We start from the raw sequence: 25,040 nt of genomic DNA, 5'->3' as shown, positions 1-25,040 counted from the left end.
GACGTCCCGGGGGCGAAGTCGCTATAGGAAGGTCCGCTATTAGCCCGCGTCACGCGCGCCGTCATCCGCCGAAGGTTTCCCGTGCCTGAATTGCCCGAAGTCGAGACCGTCCGACGCGGTCTTGAGCCCGTCCTGTCCGGCGCGCGCCTGGCCCGCGTGCGCGCCAACCGGCCCGACCTGCGCTTTCCGCTGCCCGACGGCTTCGTTCAGCGGCTGAGCGGCGCGACGATCCTGCGCCTGGACCGTCGAGCCAAGTACATCCTGGCCCCGCTGGACCGGGGCGACACCCTGGTGATGCACCTTGGCATGACCGGCCGCTTCGAGATCGCCGCGCCCGAGGGCTCGATCAGGCCCGGCGACTTCGCCCGCGTCGTCACGCCCGAGGACAAGCACGCCCACGTCGTCTTCGAGACCGAAGCGGGCGCCACCGTCACCTACTACGACCCGCGCCGCTTCGGTTTCATGGACCTGATCCCGACCGAAGACGTCGATCGGCATCCCTGGTTCTCGACCATGGGCCCCGAGCCGCTGGGCGAAGGCTTCGACGCGGGGACGCTGGAAAAGGCCTTCGCGAACCGCAAGCAGGGGCCCAAGACCCTGCTGCTGGACCAGCGCACCGTGGCGGGCCTGGGCAACATCTATGTCTGCGAGGCCTTGCACCGCTCGGGAATCTCGCCGTTCAAGCCGGCGGGGGGCGTCGCCAAAAAGCGCCTCGGACCGCTGACCACCGCGATCAAGGCGGTGCTGACCGAGGCCGTCGAGGTCGGCGGCTCGACCCTGAAGGACTTCGCCGCCGCCGACGGCGCCCTGGGCTACTTCCAGCACCGTTTCCGCGTCTACGACCGCGAGGGTGAGCCGTGTCCGACGCCGGGCTGCAAGGGCGTGATCGCCCGCGAGGTCCAGGCCGGGCGGTCGACGTTCTTCTGTCCGGTATGTCAGGTGTGAGGGGCGGGCGGGCCGCTTGACGATGTAGATTACGACTGTAATCTATCGTTTCCTCATGGGAGGCGGGTATGACGGCGCAAGGGCTTTGGAGTGTCTTCGAACACGCGGCGGCCCCTCAGAAAGTGGTTCTCATTCTGCTCTGCGCGGCGCTACCGGGCGTCCTGATCGCCGCCTTGCTCGGGGCGAGAAGCCAGAGAAACATCTGGCGTCGCGTCGTCGCCGACCTGCGGATCGCCGGCCCGGCGCTGGGCCTTTTCGTGGGCGGGCTCAACAGCTTCCACATGGGCCACACCCTTCAGAAGCTCCCATTCGATCCGACCCTCAAGCAGATAGCCCCCGGCGTTCTTGAGGTGTCGACCCTGGTTAGCCTCGGCGCTCTGGCGGGGCTCGTGGCGGTCGCCGCGCATGCGGCGATGTCGGTGACCCACGCTGGAAAGCGGACGCACTGAGCGTCTGCGGAGTGTGGAGAGCCGACCTTTAATAGCGGAATCCTTCAGATCCCGATCCGAGCGACCTTCCAGCCAACTAGGGTACTCACGCCTCCGGCAAGAGCTATCATACCCCATACCTCTAACATCGGGGGGAAGAAGTTCTTCCTGAAGAAATCATAGGATATATTACCAAGTACAGCGCAACGCAATTTGCCAACATTCCGATCGCGTATAGAGCTAAGCCCACTTTATTCAATTTAGATAGTTGGCGGCGCTCAGTATTCTCTGATTGATTTGCTTGCATCCTCAGCCAAATGATGATCCCAGCCCAAAGGATGGCGATGGAAGGTATTTGCAGGGTTAGAGCGTTGTATTGCTGCGACACGATCGTCCCGACAATTCCTATCAGTAGAAGGCCAGAAGCAATGTATAGCTTCGGCGATGCATTGGTTGGCCGGTTCATGACCCAATCATAGATGGGCGCGCCACCGTCGCAATGTCCGCAACGGGGCGAGGCTGTGTGAAAGCGTGGGGCTGAGCCGTCTCGCGAAGAGAGCTTTCGCCACCCGACCTCCCGAGGTCGGAGCGAACCTTACATCTCTTGGAGGCTGCAGCGTGCAGGACTGACCGGGTTGGTCAAGGACCGCCCTCCGGGCGGCCGCTGCGCGGCGGCGAAGCCGTCCTTGAGCAACCCGGTCAGCCCTGCGATCGTCTCGCCGTGAGATGTAAGGATGGCTCCCGTCTTGGGGGACGGGTTTCACAGCGCTAATCGGCCGACGCCGCAGGCCCCCACCTGACCACGCTCCGCGTGGTCGTCCGCCCCCAAAGGGGGGCAGAAGGAAACGCGCCCCTTCTTCCCCCTCCGGGGGAGGAGCGCCGCAGGCGCGGAGGGGGCAAGTACGAGCGTTCGCGGCGCTCTATGATCCGCGTATCCGGAATCGAACCGAACGATTTCAACCGCTTCCCACTTTTACGCGCCGCTGGATCATCCGCGTTGAAACCGCCTCCATACTGATCCCACCTCGTCGCGAGGAAAGGGCGCATGGCCAGCGACCATTTGCGGCGGCGGGGGGCGATTGAGCGGGGACAGGTTCGAGGGGGATACTCGGACGGTCCGGGGATGAGCTTGCTGGGCTCACCCGCCCGCCGTCGGCGTGGTTGGAGGCAAAAGGGCGTGTTTGGCTGAAAGCCCGTCCTCTCCGACCGCTGGGGCTTCCGGAAACGGAGCGCCCCAGGTCCCGGTAAGGCCTGAACAGGGCCACCCGACGGGACGCTGGCGGATAACGGTCGCGCGGAGCGCCTGGCTTCGTCGAAACGGTACACACACTTCAATCCTCCGGACGGATGTCCGGCGCTCCGCGTCCCTTTCCATCCCTTCAGCGAGCGATCGCGTGAAGTGGTCGCGGCGTGGATGACGTCACGGCGGGGCTCCCCAAGCGCCACAGCCTCTCTATAAAAGCCTCGACCACCCAGGAGACCCCGATGGCCGACTACCAGACCTTGATCGTCGAGGCGCCCTCGAGCGCCCCCGGCGTCGCCCTGATCCGCCTGAACCGGCCCGAGGCGCTGAACGCGCTGAACATCCAGCTGCTGGGCGAGCTGGCCCAGGCGCTGGGCGCGGCGGAGGCCGACGATGCGGTGGGCTGCATCGTGCTGACCGGCTCGGCCAAGGCCTTCGCGGCCGGCGCCGACATCAAGGAGATGTCGGACAAGACCTACGCCCAGATGTTCCGCCAGGACTTCTTCACCGCCGGCGCGCGGGCGGTCGAGCAGTGTCGCAAGCCGATCATCGCGGCGGTGTCCGGCTATGCCCTGGGCGGCGGCTGCGAGCTGGCGATGATGTGCGACTTCATCCTGGCGTCCGACACCGCCAAGTTCGGCCAGCCCGAGATCAATCTGGGCGTCGCGCCCGGCATCGGCGGCACCCAGCGCCTGACCCGCCTAGTGGGCAAGTCCAAGGCCATGGACATGATCCTGACCGGCCGGATGATGGACGCCGTCGAGGCCGAGCGCGCGGGCCTGGTGTCGCGGATTTTCCCGGCCGACAGCCTGGTCGACGAAGCGTTGGCTGTGGCGGCCAAGATCGCCGCCCAGTCGCCGCTGGCCGTCGCGATGAACAAGGAACTGGTCGAGGCCGCCTATGAGACGACCCTGACGACGGGCGTGGCGCTGGAGCGGCGCCTGTTCCACTCGCTGTTCGCCTTTGAAGACCAAAAAGAAGGCATGGCGGCCTTCGTCGAGAAGCGAAAGCCAAGCTTCAAGGGGATGTGATCGGGGGCGAAACGATTGCGTCGATCGGGCTTTCGGAATCCTGCCTGTGGACCGTTGACCCCGGACGCCGCTTCCCGTATATCCGCGCGCTCTGTTTTCCTTGCTTCGCGGCCGCCCGCGCGGCTGTCCGTTTGAAGGTCCGATCCATGGCCAATAATCCCGGCGCCAAGAAAGCGATCCGCAAGATCGCTCGCCGCACCGAAGTCAACACCGCTCGCCGCTCGCGCGTGCGCACCTTCCTGCGCAAGTTCGATGACGCGATCGCCAAGGGTGATGTCGCCGTCGCCAAGGCCGCTTTCGTCGAGGCGCAATCGGAACTGATGCGCGCCGTTTCGAAGGGCGTGGTTCATCCGAACACGGGCTCGCGCAAGGTTTCTCGCCTGGCGGCTCGTTTGAAGAAGCTGGATAAGGCCGCGGCCTAGTCCAGATTCTTGACGAACGCCGTTCGTCGAGCGAATTCAAGTATTTACGAAAGCCGGTCAGGTTTACCTGGCCGGCTTTTGCTTTGAATCCAACGTCCTTTTCCTGACGTTGCAAACTGTGATCTGAGACCCCTTTCCGGGTATTCCCTTGCCAGGCGAGGCCCTCTCGCGAGTCAACAGAAATATCCGCGACCGGACGCAAGTTTTCCGTTTGACCCGCCTCCGCCGCTGGCTAGTTTAAGCGTCTCAACGCTTCTCCAGTCTTGAACAAAACAAGGCGGCGGCGGGCCCATTGCGCCCGCCGAGTAAGAACCTGTGTGCGTTGAGGCGAACCGGTCGCGCGCCATGGGGGGCGGCGGCTGAGGGTGTGCGGCGGTTACTTTTTTGCGAGGCGGTGGACGAATGACGATGAAGGGTGGGGTGGCCAGCCAGGACTTCTCTGCGGCGATCGCGGCGGCTTGCGAGCCGGCGACGGCCGTGTGGTCCAAGGTGTGCGTGGCTTTGAAACGTGAGCTCGGCGATGCGGCCTTCGGGTCGTGGATCGCGCCCGCCCTGCTGCGCGAGGCCGCCACTGGCGACATCGTCCTGGTCACGCCTACGGGTATCGCCCGCGACTGGATCCGTCGCAGCGCCTGGCGCCGCATCGGCGAGCTGTGGGCCGCCAACGACCCGACTGGCCGCCGCATCGACCTGAAGTCGCGCCTGGAGTTCGAAGCCCTGGCCGGCGTCTATGTCGAGGCGGCCGCCAAGCCTGCCGCCGCCGCCGAGCCGATCGAGATCGTGCTGCCGGTGTCGACCGATGCTCCGGCCATGGCGCCGACCAGCGCCAAGTCGTCGCGTACGCAGGGTCTGCAGGAGCGCTTCACCTTCGAGACCTTCGTCCCGGGTCCGGCCAATGAGTTCGCCCACGCCGTGGCGCGCCGGATCGCCAACTGGGCCGACGGCCACTTCAATCCCGTGCTGTTCCACGGCCCCTACGGCTTCGGCAAGACCCACCTGCTGAACGCCCTGGCCTGGGAAGCCATGCGCAACGCGCCGGAAAAGCGCGTGGTCTATCTGACCGCCGAGCGCTTCCTGTCGACCTTTGTGCGCGCCGTGATGGATCGCCAGACGGCGGCCTTCAAGGAAGAGCTGCGCGCCGCCGACCTCCTGATCATCGACGACGTCCACTTCATCGCCGGCAAGCAGTCGACCCAGGAAGAGCTGTTCCACACCCTGACCGCCCTGGTCGAGGAAGGCCGCCGCGTCGTGTTCTCGGCCGACCGTCCGCCGTCGGCCATGACCGAGATGGACGCCCACCTGCGCTCGCACCTGTCGGCGGGCCTGGTCTGCGGCCTCGAACCGGCCGACCGCTCGCTGCGCCTGGGCATCCTGGAGCGCAAGATCCAGACCCTGTCGGCCGCGCACGGCTTCGAGCCGACCATGCGTCCGGACGTGCTGCAATTTTTGGCCGACCGCTTCACCGACAGCGTCCGTGAGCTGGAAGGCGCCTTGAACACCCTGTCGGCTCGCGCCGGGGAAGGGCTGTCGCGCATGACCCTCGACGAGGTCCAGGCCATTCTCCGTCCGCACCTGCGGTCGGGCGAGAAGCGCATCACCATCGACGACATCCAGAAAGCGACGTCCGAGCACTACGGCATGAAGCAAGCCGACCTGCTCAGCGAGCGCCGCAACCGCGCCGTGGCCCGTCCTCGCCAGGCGGCCATGTGGCTGGCCAAGCAGCTGACCACCCGCTCGCTGCCGGACATCGGCCGTCGCTTCGGCGGCCGCGACCACACGACGGTGCTTCACGCCGTGCGCCGCATCGAGGCTCTGCGCGCCGACGACGCCGTCTTGAACCAAGACCTGGAAACGATCACGCGCAAGTTGCGCGGCTGATCCGGGCGTCGCCGAGACACCGGTTTCCGAAGGCAAGAAAAGGGTCGCTCCCACGGGGCGGCCCTTTTTCTTGCGCTCAGCGGGCCCGTCGAAGGGTCAGGTTGATCCGGCCGCCGCCAGGGACCAGGCTGGAGGAGCCCGGCACGATGCGGTCGACACCGTGGAAGGCCAGCCGCGCGGGGCCCGAGAGGCGGCAGACGTCGCCGGAGGCCAGCCGCAGGCTCCGCGTCGGGTCCTTGCGGCTCGTCCCGCCGATCCGGAACACCGCCGTCTCGCCCAGCGAGACCGACAGCACCGGAAAGCGCGCATCCGCCTCGTCGCGGTCCTGATGCAGGCCCATGCGGGCCTCGCCGCGATAGAGATTGACCAGGCACGAGTCCGCCGACGTCTCCGCATCGCCCAGCCGCGTCCAAAGGTCGTGCAGAACGTCCGGCATCTGCGGCCAGGGTAGCCCAGTGCCGGGATGGCGGTCGGCGTAGCGATAGCCGCTTCGGTCGCTGACCCAGCCCAGCGGCCCGAAGGCCGTCATGGCCGCGCTCATCGCCTTGCCCTGCGGCGTCTCGTAGTGGGCGAACGGCGCGGTCTTGGCCGCCTCCAGGATCGCGGCGACCAGGGCTTTCTGGGTCTCAAGGTCCAGAAGACCCGGCCACAGGTCGAAACCAGGGCTGACGGACAGCGGCTGCAACATTACCGATTATTAACGCGCGATGCAGGGGCGGAAGGTGTTGCTTTGCGCCGCCGGCTGAGGGGGCCGGATAATTTTTCCAGTCTGGAAGCCGCCATGCGTCGTCTCTTGTCCTCTACGGCCGCGGCCGTGATCCTTTTGGCCGCCGGAGGCGCTTGCGCCGCCAACGCGCCCCCCGCCGCCGGTTCGAAGGGCGCGACCTTCGCCACGGTTACGACCCAGCTGCCGCGCAATGTCCGGCCCTCGCACTATGATCTGGCCTTCACGCCCGACGCCGACAAGCTGAGCTTCACAGCCCGGGTGAAGATTTCGATCGAGGTGGTCGAGCCGACCAGAACGGTGACGCTGCAAGCCGCCGACCTGACCTTCGACAAGGCGCAGATCGCGGGCCCCGATGGCAAGACGATCGGCGCGGCCAAGGTCAAGGTCGACGCCGAGGCACAGACCGCCAGCTTCACGTTCGACAAGCCGCTGCCCAAGGGCAAGTACGTCCTGGCGATCGACTATGCCGGCAAGATCTACACCCAGGCCGCCGGTCTGTTCGCGCTCGACTACGAGACCGAGACCGGCAAGAAGCGCGCGCTCTACACCCAGTTCGAGAACTCCGACGCCCGCCGCTTCATCCCCTCGTGGGACGAGCCGTTCTACAAGGCCACCTACAGCGTCGAGGCGACGGTTCCGACCGGCCAGATGGCGCTGTCCAATATGCCGGTCGCCGCGTCCAAGGACATCGGCGGCGGCAAGACCCTGGTGACGTTCGCGACCTCGCCGAAGATGTCGACCTATCTGCTGTTCTTTGGCCTGGGCGAGTTCGACCGCGCCTCGGTCAAGGTGGCCGGCGTCGATATCGGCGTGGTCACCAAGAAGGGTGACAACCCGAAAGCGCAGTTCGCGCTGAAATCGGCGGCCGACATCCTGCCCTGGTACAATGACTATTTCGGCACGCCCTATCCGCTGCCGGTGATGGACAACATCGCCGCCCCCGGCCGCAGCCAGTTCTTCAGCGCCATGGAGAACTGGGGGGCGATCTTCTATTTCGAATACGCCATGCTGCTGGATCCGAAGATCTCGACCGATACGGACAGACAGGATGTCTTCACGACCGTCGCCCATGAAATGGCCCACCAGTGGTTCGGCGACCTGGTTACCATGGCCTGGTGGGATGACCTCTGGCTGAACGAGGGCTTCGCCTCGTGGATGGAGGGGCGCGCCAGCGAGCACTTCCACCCCGAATGGAACTCGGCCCTCGCCGCCGTCGGCGGCCGCGAATACGCCATGAGCCTGGACGCCCTGTCGACCACCCACCCGGTGGTGCAGCACGTCGAGACGGTCGAACAGGCCAGCCAGGCCTTCGACGGCATCACCTACCAGAAGGGCGAGGCCGTGATCCGCATGCTGGAAAGCTATGTGGGCCATGACGCCTGGCGCGACGGCGTGCGCGCCTACATGAAAAAGCACGCCCACGGCAACACGGTCAGCGACGACCTGTGGAGCGCCATCGAGGCCTCGGCCAAGAAGCCTATCAAGACGATCGCCCACGACTTCACCCTGCAGCCGGGCGTGCCGTTGATCACAGTCGACAGCGCCACCTGCGCGGCGGGCAAGACCACGCTGTCCCTGACCCAGGGCGAGTTCAGCAAGGACAGGCCGGGCAAGACGCCTCTCGTCTGGCGCACGCCGGTGACCGTGAAGGCCCTAGGAAATGAAAAGGGGGGCGGCGGCGAGGCTAAGACCCTGGTGACCGGCGGCAAGGGCTCGGTGAGCGTCGAGGGCTGCGGCCCGGTCGTCGTCAACGCCGGCCAGAGCGGCTATTTCCGCGTCCAGTACGGTCCCGAGCGCTTCGCCGGCATCGCCAGAAACTTCGCCAAGCTGCCGTCGATCGACCAGTTGGGCGTGATGAGCGACGCCTGGTCGATGGGCCTGGCCGGCTACCAGCCCGCCACCGACTTCCTTGAGCTCGCCAAGGCGACGCCCGCCGACGCCGATCCGCAGGTGCTGTCCAAGATCACGGGCGTCTATTCGACCATCGACGCCTATTATGAGGGCATGCCCGCCGAACGCGCGGCGTTCCGCAAGCTGGCCATCGCCAAGCTTCGCCCGCTGCTGGCCGCGGTCGGTTGGACCGCCAAGGCCGGCGAGCCAGACAATATCGCCATCCTGCGGGCCAACCTGATCGGGACCCTGGGGGGGCTGGGCGACGCGGACGTGGTGGCCGAGGCCATTCGCCGCTTCAACGCCGACAAGACCGATCCGACCGCCATTCCTGGCCCGCTCCGCAAGGCCATTCTGGGCGTGGTCTCCAAGCACGCGGACCCCGCCACCTGGGAGGCGATCCGCGCTCAGGCGCAGACCGAGAAAACCCCCCTGGTCAAGGCGCAGCTCTACTCGCTGCTCGCCGCGACCGAGGACGAGGCGCTGGCCAAAAGGGCTCTCGAGCTGGCCCTGACGCCTGAGCCGGGCGAGACCATGTCCAGCACCATGATCTCACGCGTCGCCCGCAACTTCCCGGACATGACTTTCGACTGGGCCGTGGCCAACAAGGACGCCGTGAACGCCAAGGTCGACACCAGCTCGCGCACCCGGTTCATCCCGGGTCTGGGCTCAAGCTCCTCAAATCCAGCGATGGCCGACAGGATCAGAGCCTACGCTGCGGCCAATCTGGCCGAAGGCTCGCGCAAGGAGGCCGAGATTTCCGCAGCCTCGGTGCTGGACCGCGCGAAGATCCGCCAGGATCGCCTGCCGGCCATCACGGCCTGGGTCGCCAAGGCCGGCTAGGCTGTCAAGAGCTTCAACTTTCGAGACTTTTTGTGGCCGCGTCCTCTGGGCGCGGCCATTTTATTGGGCCGTAGGGCCAGATTCCCCCTCGCCCCTAGGGGTTATGGTCTTGCGCGCCGCTGGCTATCACCCATATCCGGCTTCGAAAGCGGGGTTGACGGGCTCGTCAACTTCGCACAACGCATTTTGCCCGTTCGACTTTCGTCGAGCGGACAGGATGTGGAACGTGAACCCGAGAGTGCGAACCACGGGGACGGCAAGAGAAAAATTGGGGCGCTTCTGAGAAGGCCCTTGTCACCGCCGTCCGCCTACAGGAGCGACAGGTACGAAGATGAGCAAGATTATCGGCATCGACCTTGGCACCACGAACTCGTGCGTGGCCATCATGGACGGCAAGACCCCGAAGGTGATCGAGAACGCCGAAGGCGCTCGCACCACGCCGTCGGTCGTGGCCTTCATGGAAGACGGCGAGCGCCTGGTTGGCCAGCCCGCCAAGCGTCAGGCCGTGACCAACCCGACCAACACGCTGTTCGCGATCAAGCGCCTGATTGGCCGCACCGCCAGCGATCCGGTGGTCGAAAAAGACAAGGGCATGGTGCCCTACGATATCGTCAAGGGCCCGACCGGCGACGCCTGGGTCAAGGCCCACGGCAAGGACTACAGCCCGCAGGAAGTCTCGGCCTTCATCCTGCAGAAGATGAAGGAAGCCGCTGAAGCCCATCTGGGCGAGCCGGTGACCAAGGCGGTCATCACGGTTCCGGCCTATTTCAACGACGCCCAGCGTCAGGCGACCAAGGACGCCGGCAAGATCGCCGGCCTGGAAGTCCTGCGGATCATCAACGAGCCGACCGCCGCGGCCCTGGCCTACGGCCTGGACAAGAACGACGGCAAGAAGATCGCTGTCTACGATCTGGGCGGCGGCACCTTCGACGTGTCGATCCTGGAAATCGGCGATGGCGTCTTCGAGGTGAAGTCGACCAACGGCGACACCTTCCTGGGCGGTGAAGACTTCGACCTTCGGATCGTCGACTACCTGGCCGACGAGTTCAAGAAGGAGCAGGGCGTCGACCTGCGCAAGGACAAGCTGGCCCTGCAGCGCCTTCGTGAAGAGGCCGAAAAGGCCAAGAAGGAACTGTCCAGCACCGCTCAGTACGAAGTGAACCTGCCGTTCATCAGCATGAACGCCTCGGGTCCGCTGCACCTGAACATCAAGCTGTCGCGCGCCAAGCTGGAAGCCCTGGTCGACGACCTGATCGCCCGCACCATCGGTCCGTGCGAACAGGCTCTGAAGGACGCGGGCCTGAAAAAGAGCGACATCGACGAGGTCATCCTGGTCGGCGGTATGAGCCGCATGCCCAAGGTTCAGCAGGCGGTGCAGGACTTCTTCGGCCGCGAGCCCCACAAGGGCGTGAACCCCGACGAAGTCGTGGCGCTGGGCGCGGCCGTGCAGGCCGGCGTGCTGCAAGGCGACGTCAAGGACGTGCTGCTGCTGGACGTGACCCCGCTGACCCTGGGCATCGAGACCCTGGGCGGTGTGTTCACCCCGCTGATCGAACGCAACACCACCATCCCGACCAAGCGCTCGCAGACCTTCTCGACCGCCGACGACAACCAGTCGGCCGTGACGATCCGGGTCTTCCAGGGCGAACGCCCGATGGCGGCCGATAACAAGATGCTGGGCCAGTTCGACCTGGTCGGCATCCCGCCGGCGCCGCGCGGCGTGCCGCAGATCGAGGTCACCTTCGACATCGACGCCAACGGCATCGTCCAGGTCCACGCCAAGGACAAGGCGACCAACAAGGAGCATTCGATCCGCATCCAGGCCAATGGCGGCCTCTCGGACAGCGACATCGAGCGCATGGTCAAGGAAGCCGAGGCCAACAAGGCCGCGGACGAGAAGAAGAAGCAGCTGGTCGAGGCCAAGAACCAGGGCGAGGCGATCCTGCACTCGACCGAGAAGGCCCTGGCTGAGCACGGCGACAAGGTCGGCGCGGCCGAAAAGACCGCGATCGAAACCGGCATTGTTGACCTGAAGAGCGCTCTGGAAGGCGAGGACGTCGAGGCCATCCAGGCCAAGACTCAAGCCCTGATCCAGGCTTCGATGAAGCTGGGCGAGGCGATGTACGCCGCCCAGCAAGATTCGGCCGAGGGCGGTGAGTCCCCGGCTGCGGACGACGGCGTGGTCGACGCCGAGTTCGAAGAAGTCGACGACAACAAGCCGGCGGCTTAAGCACCGCCATGCGCGCGCCGCGGAACATTCGCCAAAGGATCGTTCCGCGGCCGCGACCTTCGGCCCCGTGGGCCCAGAGCGCCTTGCGCCGGGCCCCGGATCATCCCACCTCTCCCCTCATCAACGCCTCTTTCGTGGGCCTTTTGGGCGCCAGACGCTGACGATGCGCGACTATTACGAAATTCTCGGCGTGACCCGGACTGTCGACGAGGCAGGTCTGAAGTCCGCGTTCCGCAAGCTGGCGATGGAACATCACCCCGACCGCAATGGCGGGTGCGAGAACGCGGCCGGTCGGTTCAAGGAAATCAACGAAGCCTATTCGGTCCTGTCCGACGCCCAGAAGCGCGCGGCCTATGACCGTTTCGGCCATGCCGGCGTCAACGGTCCGCAAGGCGGACCGGGCGGGTTCGGCGGTCAGGGCTTCGACGCCAGCGACATCTTCAATGACGTGTTCGGAGACGTCTTCGGCGAAATGTTCGGCGGCGGTCGTCGCCAGTCGAGCGGCCCTCAGCGTGGCCAGGACCTGCGCTACGACCTCGAGATCAGCCTTGAGCAGGCCTATGCGGGCGCCGAGGTCGAGATTACCGTGCCCGCCGCCATGACCTGCGAGGTCTGCGAGGGCTCGGGCGCCAAGCCGGGCACCAGCCCCACCGTCTGCGGCACCTGCGGCGGCGCCGGACGGGTCCGCGCCACCCAAGGCTTCTTCGCGGTCGAGCGCGGCTGCCCGCGCTGCGGCGGCTCGGGACGCCTGATCCTCGATCCGTGTGGCAACTGCCACGGCCACGGCCAGGTGCGCCGTGAGCGCATCCTGTCGGTGCGTATCCCGGCCGGTGTTGACGACGGCGCCCGGATCCGCCTGGCGGGCGAAGGCGACGCGGGCGCGCGCGGCGGTCCGCGTGGCGATCTCTACATCTTCCTGTCGGTGACCCCGCACGAGCTGTTCGAGCGCGATGGCCTGGATCTCCTCTGCACCGTGCCGGTGCCGATGACCACGGCGGCTCTGGGCGGTGAGATCGACGCGCCCTGCCTGCTGGGTGGCGACAACTGCGACGGCAATTGCAAGGTCAAGGTCCAGGTGCCCGAGGGCGCCCAGACCGGCAAGACTGTCCGCCTGAAGGGACGCGGTATGCCGTCCCTGCGCAGCCGCCAGCGCGGCGACCTGGTGGTCGAGCTCTTCGTCGAGACCCCGACCCACCTCTCCGCCCGCCAGAAGGAGCTCCTCGCGGAGCTGGCCGGCCTGTGCGGCGAGAAGCAAAACCCCAAGTCCGCCAACTTCGTCGGCAAGGCCAAGAGGTTCTGGGAAGAGGTGACGGGGAGCTAGGGCGCTAGCCTTCCCTCAAAAGTTGTTCTACTATTGTTCTCGTTTCGCTGAGCGAGAACCATGAGCAACGAGTCTGACATCGCCGCGCCCGTCACCCTCGTCGAAGACGCTGATACCGGTCACCGTTTTCTGATCTACGCCACTGCGAACGGAGCTCAGGTTGAGCTTCGTTATGAAGGTGATGCGCTTTGGATGACCCGCGCGCAGATGGCGCAGTTGTTCGGGCGCGACGTTTCCGTTGTGGCGCGCCACATCACCAATATCCTTGAAGAGGGCGAACTCGAAGAGGAGAGCAATGTGCAATTTATGCACATTGCTCGGTCGACCAAGCCGGTCTCGCTCTACAGCCTCGATATGGTGATCTCGGTCGGCTACCGGGTCAGTTCCGCTCAAGCGACGCTGTTTCGCAAATGGGCGACGAGTGTCCTGGTCCGCTTCGCCACCAGAGGCTTCGTTGTCGATGTCGAGCGGCTGAAGGCGCCGGGTGAACTGGATCGCGTTCGCGAACTTCGCGAGATCATCCGCGACATCCGTGCGTCCGAGGCGAACGTCTATGCCGAGCTTCGGCGTATCTGCGCCATGTGCCAGGACTACGAGCCGAACTCGCCAGTGGCGCTGCAGTTCTATCAGCGTACCCAGGCCAAGCTGTTCTATGCCGTGGTAAACCGCACGCCGTCCGAAGTTCTCGGCGAGCGCGCCGACGCCGATGCGCCCGACATGGGCCTGAGGAGCTGGCCTAAAGACCAGATCCGGCAGGCGGACGCCGTGATCGCGAAGAACTATCTCGCGCCGACCGAGCTAAAGGAGCTCAATCGGCTGACGGATATTTTGCTCAGCATTTTCGAGGACCAGTTGGACATCGGCCGTCTGGTTCTGATGGAGCAGGCCTCACAGCTGCTCGATCAGCAACTGGCCAGTCTTAACCGCGTCGTGTTGAACCATGGCGGCTCGATCCGCCACGACGAGGCCGAAGCCCGTGCCAAGGCGGAATATAGGCGGTTCGACGAAGCGCGCAGGCTGGCGCGGAAGGAAGAGGCGGATCGCGCTCTGGCTCAACTGAAGGCGGCAGACCAGGCTCTCCCGAAGCCACGCCGACGGTGAGAACCTGTCGTTCCGGGAACGGCAGGTTTCCATCCCCGGAAAACCTTAACGCCGCCCCTTAACGGCGCCCGCGACGCTCTGTAGTTTCCGGGGCGATGAACGCTCACGCCTCGCCCCCAGCCGCTACGCTCGACCCCACCGGCGCGACGCCGGTGATGCAGCAGTTCTTCGAGATGAAGGCGCGCCAGCCCGATGCGCTGATCTTCTTTCGCATGGGCGACTTCTACGAGCTGTTCTTCGACGACGCCTATAAGGCCGCCGCCGCCTTGGGGATCAGCCAGACGTTCCGGGGCACGCACAACGGCCAGCCGATCCCGATGGCGGGCGTGCCGCAGCACGCGGCCGAGGCCTATCTGTCCAAGCTGATCCGCCTGGGCTTCAAGGTCGCCGTCTGCGAGCAGATGGAAGACCCCGCCGAGGCTAAGAAGCGCGGCTCCAAGTCGGTGGTCCGCCGCGACATCGTCCGCGTGGTCACGCCGGGCACCCTGACCGAGGATGGCCTGCTGGACGCCCGGGGCGCCAATCGTCTTGCGGCCGTCGCCATCCGCGCGGGCCAAGCGGCCGTGGCCTCGGTCGAGCTGTCGACCGGCGAGGTCGAGGTCTTCGCCCTGGCCAAGGAAGCTGTCGCGCCGATCCTGGCGGCCCTGGCGCCGTCCGAGACCCTGGTCGCCGACCGTCTGCTGTCCGACGACGCCCTCTCCCAGACCCTGAAAATCTGCGGCGGCCTGGTGCAGCCGATGCCCTCGGCCCTGTCCGAGCCGCAGGCCTCCGAAGCCCGCGTGAAGCGCCTCTATGGCGTCGAGACCCTGGATGGCTTCGGCGGTCTGTCGCCGGCCGAGATCGGGGCCCTGGGCCTGATCGCCGCCCACCTGGAGATGACCCAGGCCGGCAAGCTGCCCGCGCTCCGTGCGCCGCGCCGCGCCGCCGACGCCGACGTTATGGCCATCGACCCGGCTACGCGCGGCAGTCTTGAGATCGACCGCACCCAGACGGGGGACCGCAACGGCTCGCTGCTGGCCGCCATCGACCGCACGGTGACCGCCGGCGGCGCGCGGATGCTGGCTTCGCGCCTGGCCCGCCCGCTGCTGGATCCCGCCGCCATCGACCAGCGCCTGGACGCCGTCGAATGGTTCGTCGAGCACCGCCAGCTGCGCCAGCGTCTGCGCGAGGTGCTGAAGGGCGCCGGCGACATGGCCCGCGCTCTGTCGCGCTTGGCGCTGGGCCGAGGCGGTCCGCGCGACCTCGGCTGCATCCGCGACACTTTGAAGGTCGGCGAGCGCCTGGCCGGCATGGCGGGCGGCTCGCCCGACCCGCTGTCGCCGCCGCCGTTCGAGCTGGAGCACGCCTTTAAGGCCCTGACGCCCTCGCTGCACGATGGCCTGTCGCAGTTCCTGAACGTCCTGGAGCAGGGTCTTGGCCCCGACCTGCCGGCCCTGGCCCGCGACGGCGGCTTTGTCGCCGCCGGCGTGCGGCCCGAGCTGGACCAGGCCCGCGGCCTGCGCGACGACAGCCGCAAGGTCATCATCGCGCTGGAAGCCCAGCTGATGGCCGAAAGCGGCGTGCCGCTGAAGATCCGCCACAACGGCGTGCTGGGCTATTTCGTCGAGGCCACGGCCGGCAAGGCCGACCCCCTCTTTCAGCCGCCGCTGAACGCGACCTTCATCCACCGCCAGACCCTGGCGAACCAGGTTCGCTTCACCACGGTGGAGCTGGCTGATCTCGACGCCCGCATCGCCCAGGCCGCCGAGCGGGCCCTGGCCATGGAGGTCGCCGCCTTCGAGGACTGGCGCGAGCAGGCTCGCCTGTTGGCCGACGCCATCCAGATCGCCGCCGAGGCGCTAGCGCGGATTGACGTCGCCTCCGCCCTGGCCGAATGGGCCGAGGACGCCGGCGCGGTGCGCCCGATCGTCGACCGCTCCTACGCCTTCGACGCCAGGGGCGCTCGCCACCCGGTGGTCGAGGCCGCCGTCAAGCGCGCCGGCGAGCCCTACACGCCCAACGACTGCAGCCTGGACGCAGCCGGGGAGACGGGACCGCGCCTGTCGATCGTCACCGGTCCGAACATGGCCGGTAAGTCGACCTTCCTCCGGCAGAACGCGCTGCTGGCCATCCTGGCGCAGTCGGGCTGCTATGTGCCGGCCGCCAGCTTCCGGCTGGGCGTGGTTGATCGCCTGTTCAGCCGCGTCGGCGCGGGCGATGATCTGGCCCGAGGCCGCTCGACCTTCATGATGGAGATGGTCGAGACCGCCGCCATTCTGACCCAGGCCGGGCCGCGCTCGCTGGTGATCCTGGACGAGATCGGCCGGGGCACGGCGACCTATGACGGTCTGGCCATCGCCTGGGCCTGCGCCGAGGCCCTGCACGACACCAACCGCTGCCGGGCCCTGTTCGCCACGCACTATCACGAGCTGGCGACGCTGGAGGAGCGGATGGCTCACGTCTCCAACCTCTCCCTGCGGGCCAAGGAGTGGAACGGCGACCTCGTCTTCCTGCACGAGGCCGTCTCGGGTCCCGCCGATCGCTCCTACGGCGTTCAGGTCGCCAAGCTGGCCGGCGTGCCGATGCCGGTGGTCGCTCGCGCCCGCGAGGTGCTTGATCGCCTGGAGAGCAAGGACCAGTCGCCGGCCAGGCTGGATGACCTGCCGCTGTTCGCCATGAGCCAGGCGGTCGCCTCGACGTCCATGGGGGCGCCCGCCAAGGCGGCGCCCAGCGCGGTCGAGACCTCGCTGGAGGACCTCGATGTTGACGGCATGAGCCCCCGCGAGGCCCTGGAAGCGCTCTATCGTCTTAAAGGTCTGCTGAGGGCCTAGAGTCTTTAGTGGACGCGTGACGGTCGCCAAAACCGGCTTCCACTTTTGGCTGTCACGCTATGGTACCCATATAATCCACATGCCCCGTCGCCTTCGCCCCACCCGCCTGGAACACGTCGTCGACGGTCACGCGCTTCGTGCGCGTCTGTCCGCCGCCGCTCTCGACTCGATCGGCAATGAAGCCGAGCAGCGCTCAAGCGCGATCGCCATCCTCAAGCAGGCGCTGTTTCGCGGCCGGATGATCGCCAAGGAGCGGCTGGAGAACGGGGCCAGCGGCGTCGAGACCGCCCGCCTGCTCTCAGGTGTCACCGACGAGGTGATCACCGCCCTCTACGATTTCACGACCGTCCACGTTTTCCGCGCCCGCAACCCGACCGAGGGCGAGCGCCTGTGCCTGCTGGCCGTGGGCGGCTACGGCCGCGCCACCCTGGCGCCGTTCAGCGACATCGACCTGCTGTTCCTGCGGCCCTACAAGCAGACGCCGCACGCCGAGAGCGTAATCGAGTACATGCTCTATGCGCTGTGGGATCTGGGCTTCAAGGTCGGCCACGCCTCGCGGACGATCGAGGAGTGCGTGCGGCTGTCGAAGGAAGACTTCACGATCCGCACCTCGATCCTGGAGGCCCGCCGCCTGACCGGCGACGAGCGTCTGGCCGATGACCTCAAGCGCCGTTTCCGCGACGAGGTGATGAAGGGCACGGGCGCCCAGTTCGTCGCCGCCAAGCTGAAGGAGCGCGACGATCGCCAGGCCCGCGCCGGCGCCAGCCGCTACATGGTCGAGCCCAACGTCAAGGAGGGGAAGGGGGGCTTCGCGACCTTCACACCCTGATGTGGATCGCCGAGTATCTGCACCCCGTCGACCGGCCCGAGGACGTCTTCAAGCTGGAGGTGTTCTCGACCCGCGAGACCAAGGCCTTCATCCGCGCCTTCGATTTCCTGCACGCGGTGCGGGCCCACCTGCATTTCACGACGGGACGGCCCGAAGAGCGGCTGACCTTCGACCTGCAGCCGGAGATCGCCCGGCGCATGGGCTATGGCGACCGGGGCGACGCGCCAGCTGTCGAGCGCTTCATGCGTCGCTACTTCCTGATCGCCAAGGAGGTCGGGGCCCTGACCCGCGCCTTCTCGGCCAAGCTGGAGGCCGAGCATTTCAAGCACGAGCCTAAGGGCATCTCACGGTTCCTGCCGGGCGGTCGCCCCAAGCGCAAGGCGCTGGAGGTCGACGGCTTCTTCGAGGATGGCGGCCGGCTGAACATCGAGGGGCCGGAGATCTTCGAGGCTGATCCGGTCAACCTGATCCGCCTGTTCAAGATCGCCGATGAGCGCGACCTTGATCTGCATCCCGACGCCTTCACGGCGGTGACGCGAAGCCTGGCCTTGATCACCTCCAAGGTCCGACGCGACCCCGAGGCCTGCCGGGCGTTCCTCGACCTCCTGGCGCGCGGCAAGCGCAGCTATCGCACCCTGACCCTGATGAACGACGCCGGGGTGCTGGGGCGCTTCATTCCGGAGTTCGGGCGGGTCGTCGCCCAGATGCAGTTCAACATGTACCACTCGTACACGGTGGACGAGCACACCCTGCGCGCCGTCGGCGTGATCGGGGATATCGCCGCTGGGCGCTTGGCCGACGACCACCCGCTGGCCGTCTCGATCATGCCCCTGATCGAGGACCGAGAGGCCCTGTTCCTGGCTATGCTGCTGCACGATACCGGCAAGGGCGGCGTGGGCGGACAGGAGAAGGCCGGCGCACGCTCGGCCCGCAGCGCCTGCGAGCGCCTGGGCGTCGAGCGCAGCAAGGTCGAGCTGGTCGCCTGGCTGGTCGAAAACCACCTGGTGATGAGCGATTTCGCCCAGAAGCGCGACGTTTCAGATCCAGGGACGGTGGCTGCCTTTGCTCGCATCGTCGAGAATCCCGAACGCCTGCGTCTCCTGCTCGTCATCACCGTCGCCGACATCCGCGCCGTCGGGCCGGGGGTGTGGAACGGCTGGAAGGGTCAGCTGCTGCGCGAGCTCTATAACGCCACCGAGGCGGTGTTCCGGGGCGGGCGCGGCAGCGACGCCGCCGCCAATGTCCAGCGTCACCAGGAGGCGGCCGCCGAGGCGGCGCGGGCAGCCTTGCTGGAAGCCGACCCCGACGCCGGGAGCTGGGTCGCGGCGATGGAGAACGCCTATTTCAGCGCCTTTTCGCAGGAAGACCTGCTCGAGCACGCGGTCCTAGCGCGCCGGGCCGCCGCCCAGGGCGGCGCGGCCGCCGAGGGGCGGGTGCGCTCCGGCCAGAACGCGTCCGAGATCGTTGTCGCCGCCAAGGACCGCCAAGGCCTGTTCGCCGACCTTGCCCTGACCATCTCGTCCCTGGGCGGCAACGTGGTCGGCGCCCGGGTCTTCACGTCACGCCACGGCCAGGCTCTGGATGTCTTCTATGTTCAGGACGCCACCGGCGCGCCGCTGGGCTGCGAGAATCCGCGCGCCTTGCGCCGTCTGGCCGATGCTCTGGAAGCGGCCGGGCGAGGCGAGCCCCTGGCGGTTGAGCCCCGTCGCGGCGCCGACCAGTCCCGGGCGGCGGCCTTCGCCATCGCGCCCAGCGTCACGGTCGACAACGACGCCTCGGACGACGCCACGGTGGTCGAGGCCTCTGGGCGTGATCGGCCTGGCCTGCTGCACGCTCTGGCCAAGAGTCTCGCTGACAGCGGCCTGTCGATCCAGTCGGCCCACATCGACGGCTATGGCGAGCGGGCGGTTGACGCCTTCTATGTCCAGACCGCGCAGGGTGAGAAGATCACCGAGACACGCCGGATCAACGCGCTGAAGGCCGATTTGCTGGACGCCCTGGAGCAGAACGAAGCCAGCGCGCCCGCCGCCCGGCCTGGCCTGCGACGGGCCCGCGCCAGCGTGGCGCGCTAGAGCCCTTTCCGATCTGATTGGATCAATCAGATCGGATAAAAAGGGCTATAATTCAAAAGTTTAGAGCATTTTTCGATCCGATAACCGTTTCACACTTATCGGAAAATGCTCTAGGGATTACTTACCGGCAGTCTCGATCGCCGCGTCGATCTCGGCCAGCGAATGATAGCCGGGCTGCATCTGGCGGCCGTTGATCTCGAAGGTCGGGGTGGCGCTGACGTCGTTTTCGCGGGCGTTGCGCTGGACCCGTTCATTCAGCGCCTTGATCTGGGCCTCGTCGGTCACGCACTGGGTGAACTGGTCCTCGGTCAGGCCCGACGACTTGGCGATCTCCAGCAGGGTTTCGCGCGGCGTATTGAACACGGCCGGCTGGCTGGCGAACACCGCGTCGACCACTGGGAAGTATTTGTCCTGACCGGCGCAGCGGGCCAGCAGGAAACCCGCCGACGCCACTGTCACCTCCGAGCCGCCGCCGACCAGCATCTCGCGGAAGACGTAACGCACCTTGCCGGTGTCGATATATTTGGCCTTGAAGGCCGGATAGACCTCCTTTTGCCAGGCCGCGCAGACCGGACAGCCCACCGAGGCGTATTCAACGACCGTGATCTTGGCGTCCTTGTTTCCCAGGCTCATGTCGTCGGCCATCGCGTTGGAGGCGGGCGCCTTGTTGCAAGCCGCCAATGAGAAAGTGGCCAGGGCGGCGGCGACAAGGGCGAGACGACGCATGGGGTTCAGACCTCTTCGTATTGAACGGCGCCATGTGAGGGAGGATCGCGGGCGGGGTCAACTCGCTGAGAGCGCATCGGCCACCGCCGCTGGCCCCCACCTGACCACGCTTTGCGTGGTCGTCCGCCCCCAAAGGGGGCAGAAGGAAGCGCGAGCCTTCTTCCCCCTCCGGGGGAGGAGCGCGCCAGCGCGGAGGGGGCAAGTACGAGCGTTCACAGCTCTGTATCATCCGCGTATCCGGAATCGAATCGAATGATTTCAATCACTTCTCACTTTTACACGCCGCTGGATCATCCGCGTTGAATCCCGCTCCATACTTCTTCTCACCCGATGGCTTGGAAGGGACGTCCGGCCGGCGATCGTGACGGCTGTCGGGGGTGGTCGAGCGGGAAGCGCTCGCCGGTCTTTCTTCGGAAAGGCGTCTTCGCGGCGGATCCAGGTGCGGGCTCCCTGAAACATCGGGACGAGGCCCCAAATCCTTCCCTTAGGGGGCGGTGAAGACTTCGGCGGCGCGACAGGTCCGGGCTGAAATCGCCCGGGCGTTCCGGGACCGGGGTCGTCGCCCTGGCCCGCCCGTCGGGGGCCGACTGTCGGGAGCGGGTTAAAACCCCGCGCCCCGCTGGCTCACCGGATAACGACTGCGCGGAGCGTCTGGCTTCGTCGAAACGGTACTTAACTTCCAACCTCCGGACGGATGTCCGGCGCTCCGCGTCCTTTCCATCCCTTCAGCGGCAAGCCGCGTGAAGCGGCGGAGCCGTGTCAGGTGACCGCATGATCCTTCAGCACGCCCAACGGCGCGACGGCCAGCATCTCCTCGTGGGTGGCTTCCAGCACCACTTGCGGCGCCATGCCGGCCTCCAGGGCCTCGGTCCAGCGGCCGGCGCACAGGCACCAGCGGTCGCCGGCCTTCAGGCCCGGAAAGGCCAGATCCGGGCGCGGGGTCGACAGGTCGTTGCCGCGCGACTTCGAAAAGGCCAGGAAATCCTCGGTCATCACCGTGCAGACGGTGTGCAGGCCCAGGTCATGCGGCCCGGTCTCGCAGCAGCCATTGCGATAGAAGCCGGTCACCGGGTTCAGCGAGCAGGGGGCCAGTTCCCCGCCCAGCACGTTCTTCGCGTTCTCGTCATATCGCGTGGTCATGTCCCGATCCTACGCCAAGCCGAGAGCGCGCCAAGGCGGTTATTGCCCTTCCTGCCCCAAACGGAAGGCTTTTGCTGCGACGCAGCAATGCTAAGCTCGCCGCAAAGCTAGAAACCGATCCGGGGAGTTCCATGACGATCGCCGTTCCCAGCCGCCCGCGCCGCAGCGCCCTCTACATGCCGGCCTCCAACGCCAAGGCGGTCGAAAAGGCCCGCACCCTGCCCGCCGACGTGATCATCCTGGACCTGGAGGACGCCGTCGCGCCCGAGTCCAAGCCGGCGGCCCGCGAGGCGGCCGTGGCGGCGGTCCAGGCCGGGGGCTTTGGCGATCGCGAGGTGGTGATCCGAGTCAACGGCCTCGACACCCCCTGGGGCGCCGAGGATCTGGCGGCGGCGGCCGAGGCTGGGCCGGACGCGGTGCTGGTCCCGAAGGTCAACGACGCCGCCGACGTGCGCCTCTACGATCAGCGCCTGCATGCGGCTCCGCCCGCAACACGCCTGTGGACGATGATCGAGACCGCCAAGGCCGCCTTTCACCTGTGGGAGATGGCCGAGGCCGCCCACGGCACGCGCCTTTCGGCCTGGGTCATGGGTGTCAACGACTTCGCCAAGGAGATGCGGGCCCGCCAGACGCCGGACCGCGCGCCGTTCCTGCCGCTGCTGACCCTGTCGGTCGCGGCGGCGCGGGCGCACGGCCTGACGATCCTGGACGGGGTCCACAACGATATCGAGGACCTTGAGGCGCTGGAGGCGGTCTGCGTCCAGGGCGTTGACTTCGGTTTCGACGGCAAGACCCTGATCCACCCCAAGCACCTTGAGATCTGTAACCGGGTCTTTTCACCCTCGCCCGAGGACATCGCCTGGAGCCGCGCGGTGATCGCGGCCTTCAACGCGCCGGAAAATTCTGGCAAAGGCGCCTTGCGGGTGGACGGCAAGATGGCCGAACGTCTGCATCTGGCGCAGGCCGAACGCCTGGTGGCGGTGGCCGAGGCGATCGCCGCCAGAGGGTAGTCGGGCGGGGCTGATCAGAAGGTTGCGAATGCGGGCTATCGTCTTCTCCGTCGTCCTGGCCGCCAGCCCCGCGCTGGCCCAGCAAAGCCCGGCGACGGCTCCGCCCGCGCAAGCCGCGCCTGTCGCGGCCGCGCCGCCGGCGGTTCCGCAGGCGCTGGACCCCCAGTCTCTCGACCCCTTGGCCGACCTGATCTCGCAATCCGGCCAGGACATGGACGAGGAGCAGGCCGAGACCGCCGCCAAGCCCGCGCCGCGCCGCAAGCCCAACATCCTGCCGATCCCGGCGCCGGGCGAGACCTCGCCGGCCGAGCAGGTCTATGAGATGCGAGTGCGTGGTTCGATCGCCGCCGCCCAGAACCTGCAAGGGCCGCTGGACGGCCAGTGGCGCGTGGCGGGTCCGGACGGAACGCCGCTCTACGCTCTGCTGATCGTCGACAAGGCCGGCGGCTTAGCCCCGCTGGAAGGCGCCTGGCGCGATCTGCGTCGCACCGGCGCGCCGGGCTCGACCGGCCTGATTGACGACCTTCAGCGGGAGGGCGAGGGTCTCTCGGCGCGTTTCGCCATCCGCGAGGGTGTTGCGGCCTCGATCCTGACCCTACGCCCAGATGAGGACGGTCGCTGGACGGGCGAGTTGGTCGAGGACGGCGCGACGCGGGCCGTGTCCGGCGAGCATCTGCGGCCCGAGGCGCCGCCTGGCTACGAGGCGCGCACCGCGCGGCCCTATGTCTGGCCGCCCCGCGCCGCAGCCAGTCGCGCCGCCCCCGCCAAGGCGGCCGTCTGCTCGACCAAGGGCAAGAAGGGCAAGGCGCTCAAGGCCGCTAAGGCCAAGTGCGCGGCGCTGAAGAAGAGCAAGGCCGCGAAGGCCAAGAGCAAGAAGACCCCCGCGAAGAAGAAGAAGCGCTAGTTTTCCAGCACGTCTTCGGCGGCGGTGGTCGCGGCCTCCAGCGCGTCGGAATCGTAGGGACTGGCCGGGCTATGGCCCCAGACGGGTCCGGGCCAGGCCGGATCGTCCCGCCGCCGGCCCACGACATGGACATGCAGCTGGGCCGTGACATTGCCCAGGGCGCCGACATTGAGCTTGTCGACCTCGAGCCCGAGTGCGGAGCCGATGGCCCGGACGGCGGCGCCGGCCAGGACGATCTCCTCCATCAGCTGCAGCCGATGGCCGACGTCGAGCTGCTCGATCTCGGTCAGGCCGGGCTGGCGCGGGATCAGGACCAGCCACGGATAGCGGACGTCGTCCTGCAGCCGGGCCTCGCACAGCGGCAGGTCGGCGATCAGGTGCGAGGTCGCCACGAAGGCCGGGTCGAGAATGAAGTCAGCCACGCTTGGGAATCGCCGCCCAGTAATCGAAGTCGAGGATCACGCCGGACTCGTAGACACCTTCGCCGTTCTTGTCCGGGAATTCCGCGCAGGGCGCGTCCTTGGCGGCAATGAGTCGCAGGCGCAGCGCGCCAACGGAACCGAGATCGGCCTTGTCCAACACCTGGCTCCAGGCGAACACCGTGCCGCCGGCGAAGAACGGGGCGACGTGCCGGCCGCCGTTGATCGCCAGGATCAGGCCGGCGTTCTGCAGGCCGTTGAACGACAGCGCCTTGGCCGTGGAGATGACCACCCCGCCATAGACGAGGCGGCGGCCGGACGGATCGCGGGACCGCTCGAACTGGTTGAAATGAACCTTGGCCGTATTCTGCCACAGGCGCGTGGCCATCTGATGCTCGGCCTCCTCGACCGCCATGCCGTCGACGTGGTCGATCTTCTCGCCGATCTCGTAATCCTCAAAGGCGTGCGGCGCGCCGGCCAGGGCCCAGTCATAGCCGGAGAAGTCGAGACCGGGCGGCAGGGCCAGATCGGCGGAGGCGACGGCCGTCGACAGGGTCGGGACCACCTGCTCGGCGATCTCGGCGGCTTCGTCGCGTTTGCGCACCATGACCCAGCGCACATAGCTCAGCACCGCCTCGCCGCGCTGGTTCACACCCGTCGTGCGGACATAGACGACGCCGGTCTTGCGGTTGGAATTCTCCTTCAGCCCGATCACGTCCGAGACGGCGCTCAGCGTGTCGCCCGGAAACACCGGCGCCAGGAACCGGCCCTCGGCGTAGCCCAGATTGGCCACGGCGTTCAGGCTGATGTCCGGCACGGTCTTGCCGAACACAACATGGAAGGCGATCAGCGGATCGACCGGGGCGGACATAAGGCCGCAGGCCCTCGCGAATTCGTCGGACGAGAACAGCGAAAAGCGCGGACCATAGAGCGCCGTATACAGCGCCACGTCCCCCGCCGTGACGGTCCGAGGCGTGGCGTGGACCAGTCTCTGGCCCAGGCGGAAGTCCTCGAAGAAGTTGCCCGGATCGGTCTTCGTGGCCACGGCTTTCATCCCCTGTTCTGCTTATC

Annotated in this window: 17 protein-coding genes and 4 pseudogenes; 16 read left to right on the top strand and 5 right to left on the bottom strand. The window is 67.0% G+C overall.

Annotated elements, in window-relative coordinates:
- The first annotated feature begins 81 nt into the window (after positions 1-81).
- From mutM to dnaA, 7 genes and pseudogenes are all read left to right on the top strand, one after another.
- The gene (mutM, locus tag CSW59_RS12485; protein ID WP_099444325.1) at positions 82-945 is read left to right on the top strand and encodes a bifunctional DNA-formamidopyrimidine glycosylase/DNA-(apurinic or apyrimidinic site) lyase; all 864 of its coding nucleotides are present in this window, start codon (positions 82-84) and stop codon (positions 943-945) included.
- A gap of 68 nt (positions 946-1,013) precedes the next feature.
- Positions 1,014-1,394, top strand: coding sequence for a hypothetical protein (locus CSW59_RS12480; RefSeq protein WP_099444324.1), 381 nt, complete (start codon positions 1,014-1,016; stop codon positions 1,392-1,394).
- 1,083 nt (positions 1,395-2,477) lie between these two features.
- Positions 2,478-2,555, top strand: a pseudogene (locus CSW59_RS21880) (hypothetical protein); the annotation flags it as partial.
- A 14-nt stretch (positions 2,556-2,569) separates the two neighbouring features.
- A pseudogene (locus CSW59_RS21875) lies at positions 2,570-2,650 on the top strand (hypothetical protein); the annotation flags it as partial.
- A gap of 208 nt (positions 2,651-2,858) precedes the next feature.
- Positions 2,859-3,647: an enoyl-CoA hydratase gene (locus CSW59_RS12460; protein WP_099444321.1), complete on the top strand. Its 789-nt coding sequence runs from the start codon at positions 2,859-2,861 to the stop codon at positions 3,645-3,647.
- Between the two features lie 146 nt (positions 3,648-3,793).
- Positions 3,794-4,069: a 30S ribosomal protein S20 gene (gene rpsT, locus CSW59_RS12455; protein ID WP_099444320.1), complete on the top strand. Its 276-nt coding sequence runs from the start codon at positions 3,794-3,796 to the stop codon at positions 4,067-4,069.
- A 402-nt stretch (positions 4,070-4,471) separates the two neighbouring features.
- Positions 4,472-5,947, top strand: coding sequence for a chromosomal replication initiator protein DnaA (dnaA, locus tag CSW59_RS12450; protein WP_099444319.1), 1,476 nt, complete (start codon positions 4,472-4,474; stop codon positions 5,945-5,947).
- 76 nt (positions 5,948-6,023) lie between these two features.
- Here dnaA and CSW59_RS12445 read toward each other — a convergent pair whose 3' ends face one another.
- Positions 6,024-6,635: an alpha-ketoglutarate-dependent dioxygenase AlkB gene (locus CSW59_RS12445; protein ID WP_099444318.1), complete on the bottom strand. Its 612-nt coding sequence runs from the start codon at positions 6,633-6,635 to the stop codon at positions 6,024-6,026.
- A 93-nt stretch (positions 6,636-6,728) separates the two neighbouring features.
- Between CSW59_RS12445 and CSW59_RS12440 the strand changes: the two genes are divergently transcribed.
- The 6 genes and pseudogenes from CSW59_RS12440 to CSW59_RS12415 all read left to right on the top strand — a co-directional run bounded on the left by CSW59_RS12440 (position 6,729) and on the right by CSW59_RS12415 (position 19,770).
- Positions 6,729-9,407, top strand: a complete 2,679-nt coding sequence (locus CSW59_RS12440) for a M1 family metallopeptidase (RefSeq protein ID WP_099444317.1) — start codon at positions 6,729-6,731, stop codon at positions 9,405-9,407.
- 331 nt (positions 9,408-9,738) lie between these two features.
- Positions 9,739-11,637 (top strand): molecular chaperone DnaK, encoded by a 1,899-nt coding sequence (gene dnaK, locus CSW59_RS12435; protein ID WP_099444316.1) that lies wholly within the window; start codon positions 9,739-9,741, stop codon positions 11,635-11,637.
- Positions 11,638-11,800: 163 nt separating this feature from the next.
- The gene (dnaJ, locus tag CSW59_RS12430; protein ID WP_099444315.1) at positions 11,801-12,958 is read left to right on the top strand and encodes a molecular chaperone DnaJ; all 1,158 of its coding nucleotides are present in this window, start codon (positions 11,801-11,803) and stop codon (positions 12,956-12,958) included.
- 60 nt (positions 12,959-13,018) lie between these two features.
- The gene (rhuM, locus tag CSW59_RS12425; protein ID WP_099444314.1) at positions 13,019-14,059 is read left to right on the top strand and encodes a RhuM family protein; all 1,041 of its coding nucleotides are present in this window, start codon (positions 13,019-13,021) and stop codon (positions 14,057-14,059) included.
- 95 nt (positions 14,060-14,154) lie between these two features.
- Entirely contained in the window at positions 14,155-16,869 is a 2,715-nt protein-coding gene (gene mutS / locus CSW59_RS12420; protein ID WP_099444313.1) for a DNA mismatch repair protein MutS, read from the top strand.
- 79 nt (positions 16,870-16,948) lie between these two features.
- Positions 16,949-19,770: pseudogene (locus CSW59_RS12415) on the top strand ([protein-PII] uridylyltransferase).
- A 117-nt stretch (positions 19,771-19,887) separates the two neighbouring features.
- Here the strand turns inward: CSW59_RS12415 and CSW59_RS12410 are convergent.
- The gene (locus CSW59_RS12410) at positions 19,888-20,496 is read right to left on the bottom strand and encodes a DsbA family protein (RefSeq protein WP_099444312.1); all 609 of its coding nucleotides are present in this window, start codon (positions 20,494-20,496) and stop codon (positions 19,888-19,890) included.
- A 121-nt stretch (positions 20,497-20,617) separates the two neighbouring features.
- On the opposite strand from CSW59_RS12410, the pseudogene CSW59_RS21870 reads away from it, so the two are divergent.
- A pseudogene (locus CSW59_RS21870) lies at positions 20,618-20,694 on the top strand (hypothetical protein); the annotation flags it as partial.
- Between the two features lie 561 nt (positions 20,695-21,255).
- Here the strand turns inward: CSW59_RS21870 and CSW59_RS12405 are convergent.
- Positions 21,256-21,636 (bottom strand): DUF2237 family protein, encoded by a 381-nt coding sequence (locus CSW59_RS12405; RefSeq protein WP_099444311.1) that lies wholly within the window; start codon positions 21,634-21,636, stop codon positions 21,256-21,258.
- 131 nt (positions 21,637-21,767) lie between these two features.
- Here CSW59_RS12405 and CSW59_RS12400 point away from each other — a divergent pair, with 131 nt between their 5' ends.
- Positions 21,768-22,646 (top strand): CoA ester lyase, encoded by an 879-nt coding sequence (locus CSW59_RS12400; protein ID WP_099444310.1) that lies wholly within the window; start codon positions 21,768-21,770, stop codon positions 22,644-22,646.
- A gap of 28 nt (positions 22,647-22,674) precedes the next feature.
- Positions 22,675-23,550, top strand: a complete 876-nt coding sequence (locus CSW59_RS12395; RefSeq protein ID WP_099444309.1) for a hypothetical protein — start codon at positions 22,675-22,677, stop codon at positions 23,548-23,550.
- On the opposite strand, the gene CSW59_RS12390 is transcribed toward CSW59_RS12395, so the two are convergent.
- Both CSW59_RS12390 and CSW59_RS12385 read right to left on the bottom strand, forming a co-directional pair.
- Positions 23,547-23,972: an HIT domain-containing protein gene (locus tag CSW59_RS12390; protein ID WP_099444308.1), complete on the bottom strand. Its 426-nt coding sequence runs from the start codon at positions 23,970-23,972 to the stop codon at positions 23,547-23,549. The two genes, CSW59_RS12395 and CSW59_RS12390, sit on opposite strands and share 4 nt — an antisense overlap.
- Positions 23,965-25,023: a MaoC/PaaZ C-terminal domain-containing protein gene (locus tag CSW59_RS12385; protein ID WP_099444307.1), complete on the bottom strand. Its 1,059-nt coding sequence runs from the start codon at positions 25,021-25,023 to the stop codon at positions 23,965-23,967. Before CSW59_RS12385 ends, CSW59_RS12390 begins: the two co-directional genes overlap by 8 nt.
- Positions 25,024-25,040: the final 17 nt, after the last annotated feature.

Source organism: Caulobacter sp. BP25, assembly GCF_002737755.1.
In the GTDB taxonomy this organism is placed as follows: domain Bacteria; phylum Pseudomonadota; class Alphaproteobacteria; order Caulobacterales; family Caulobacteraceae; genus Caulobacter.
The sequence above is the reverse complement of the archived record's forward strand: the minus strand, read 5'-3'. Positions and strand labels throughout refer to the sequence as shown.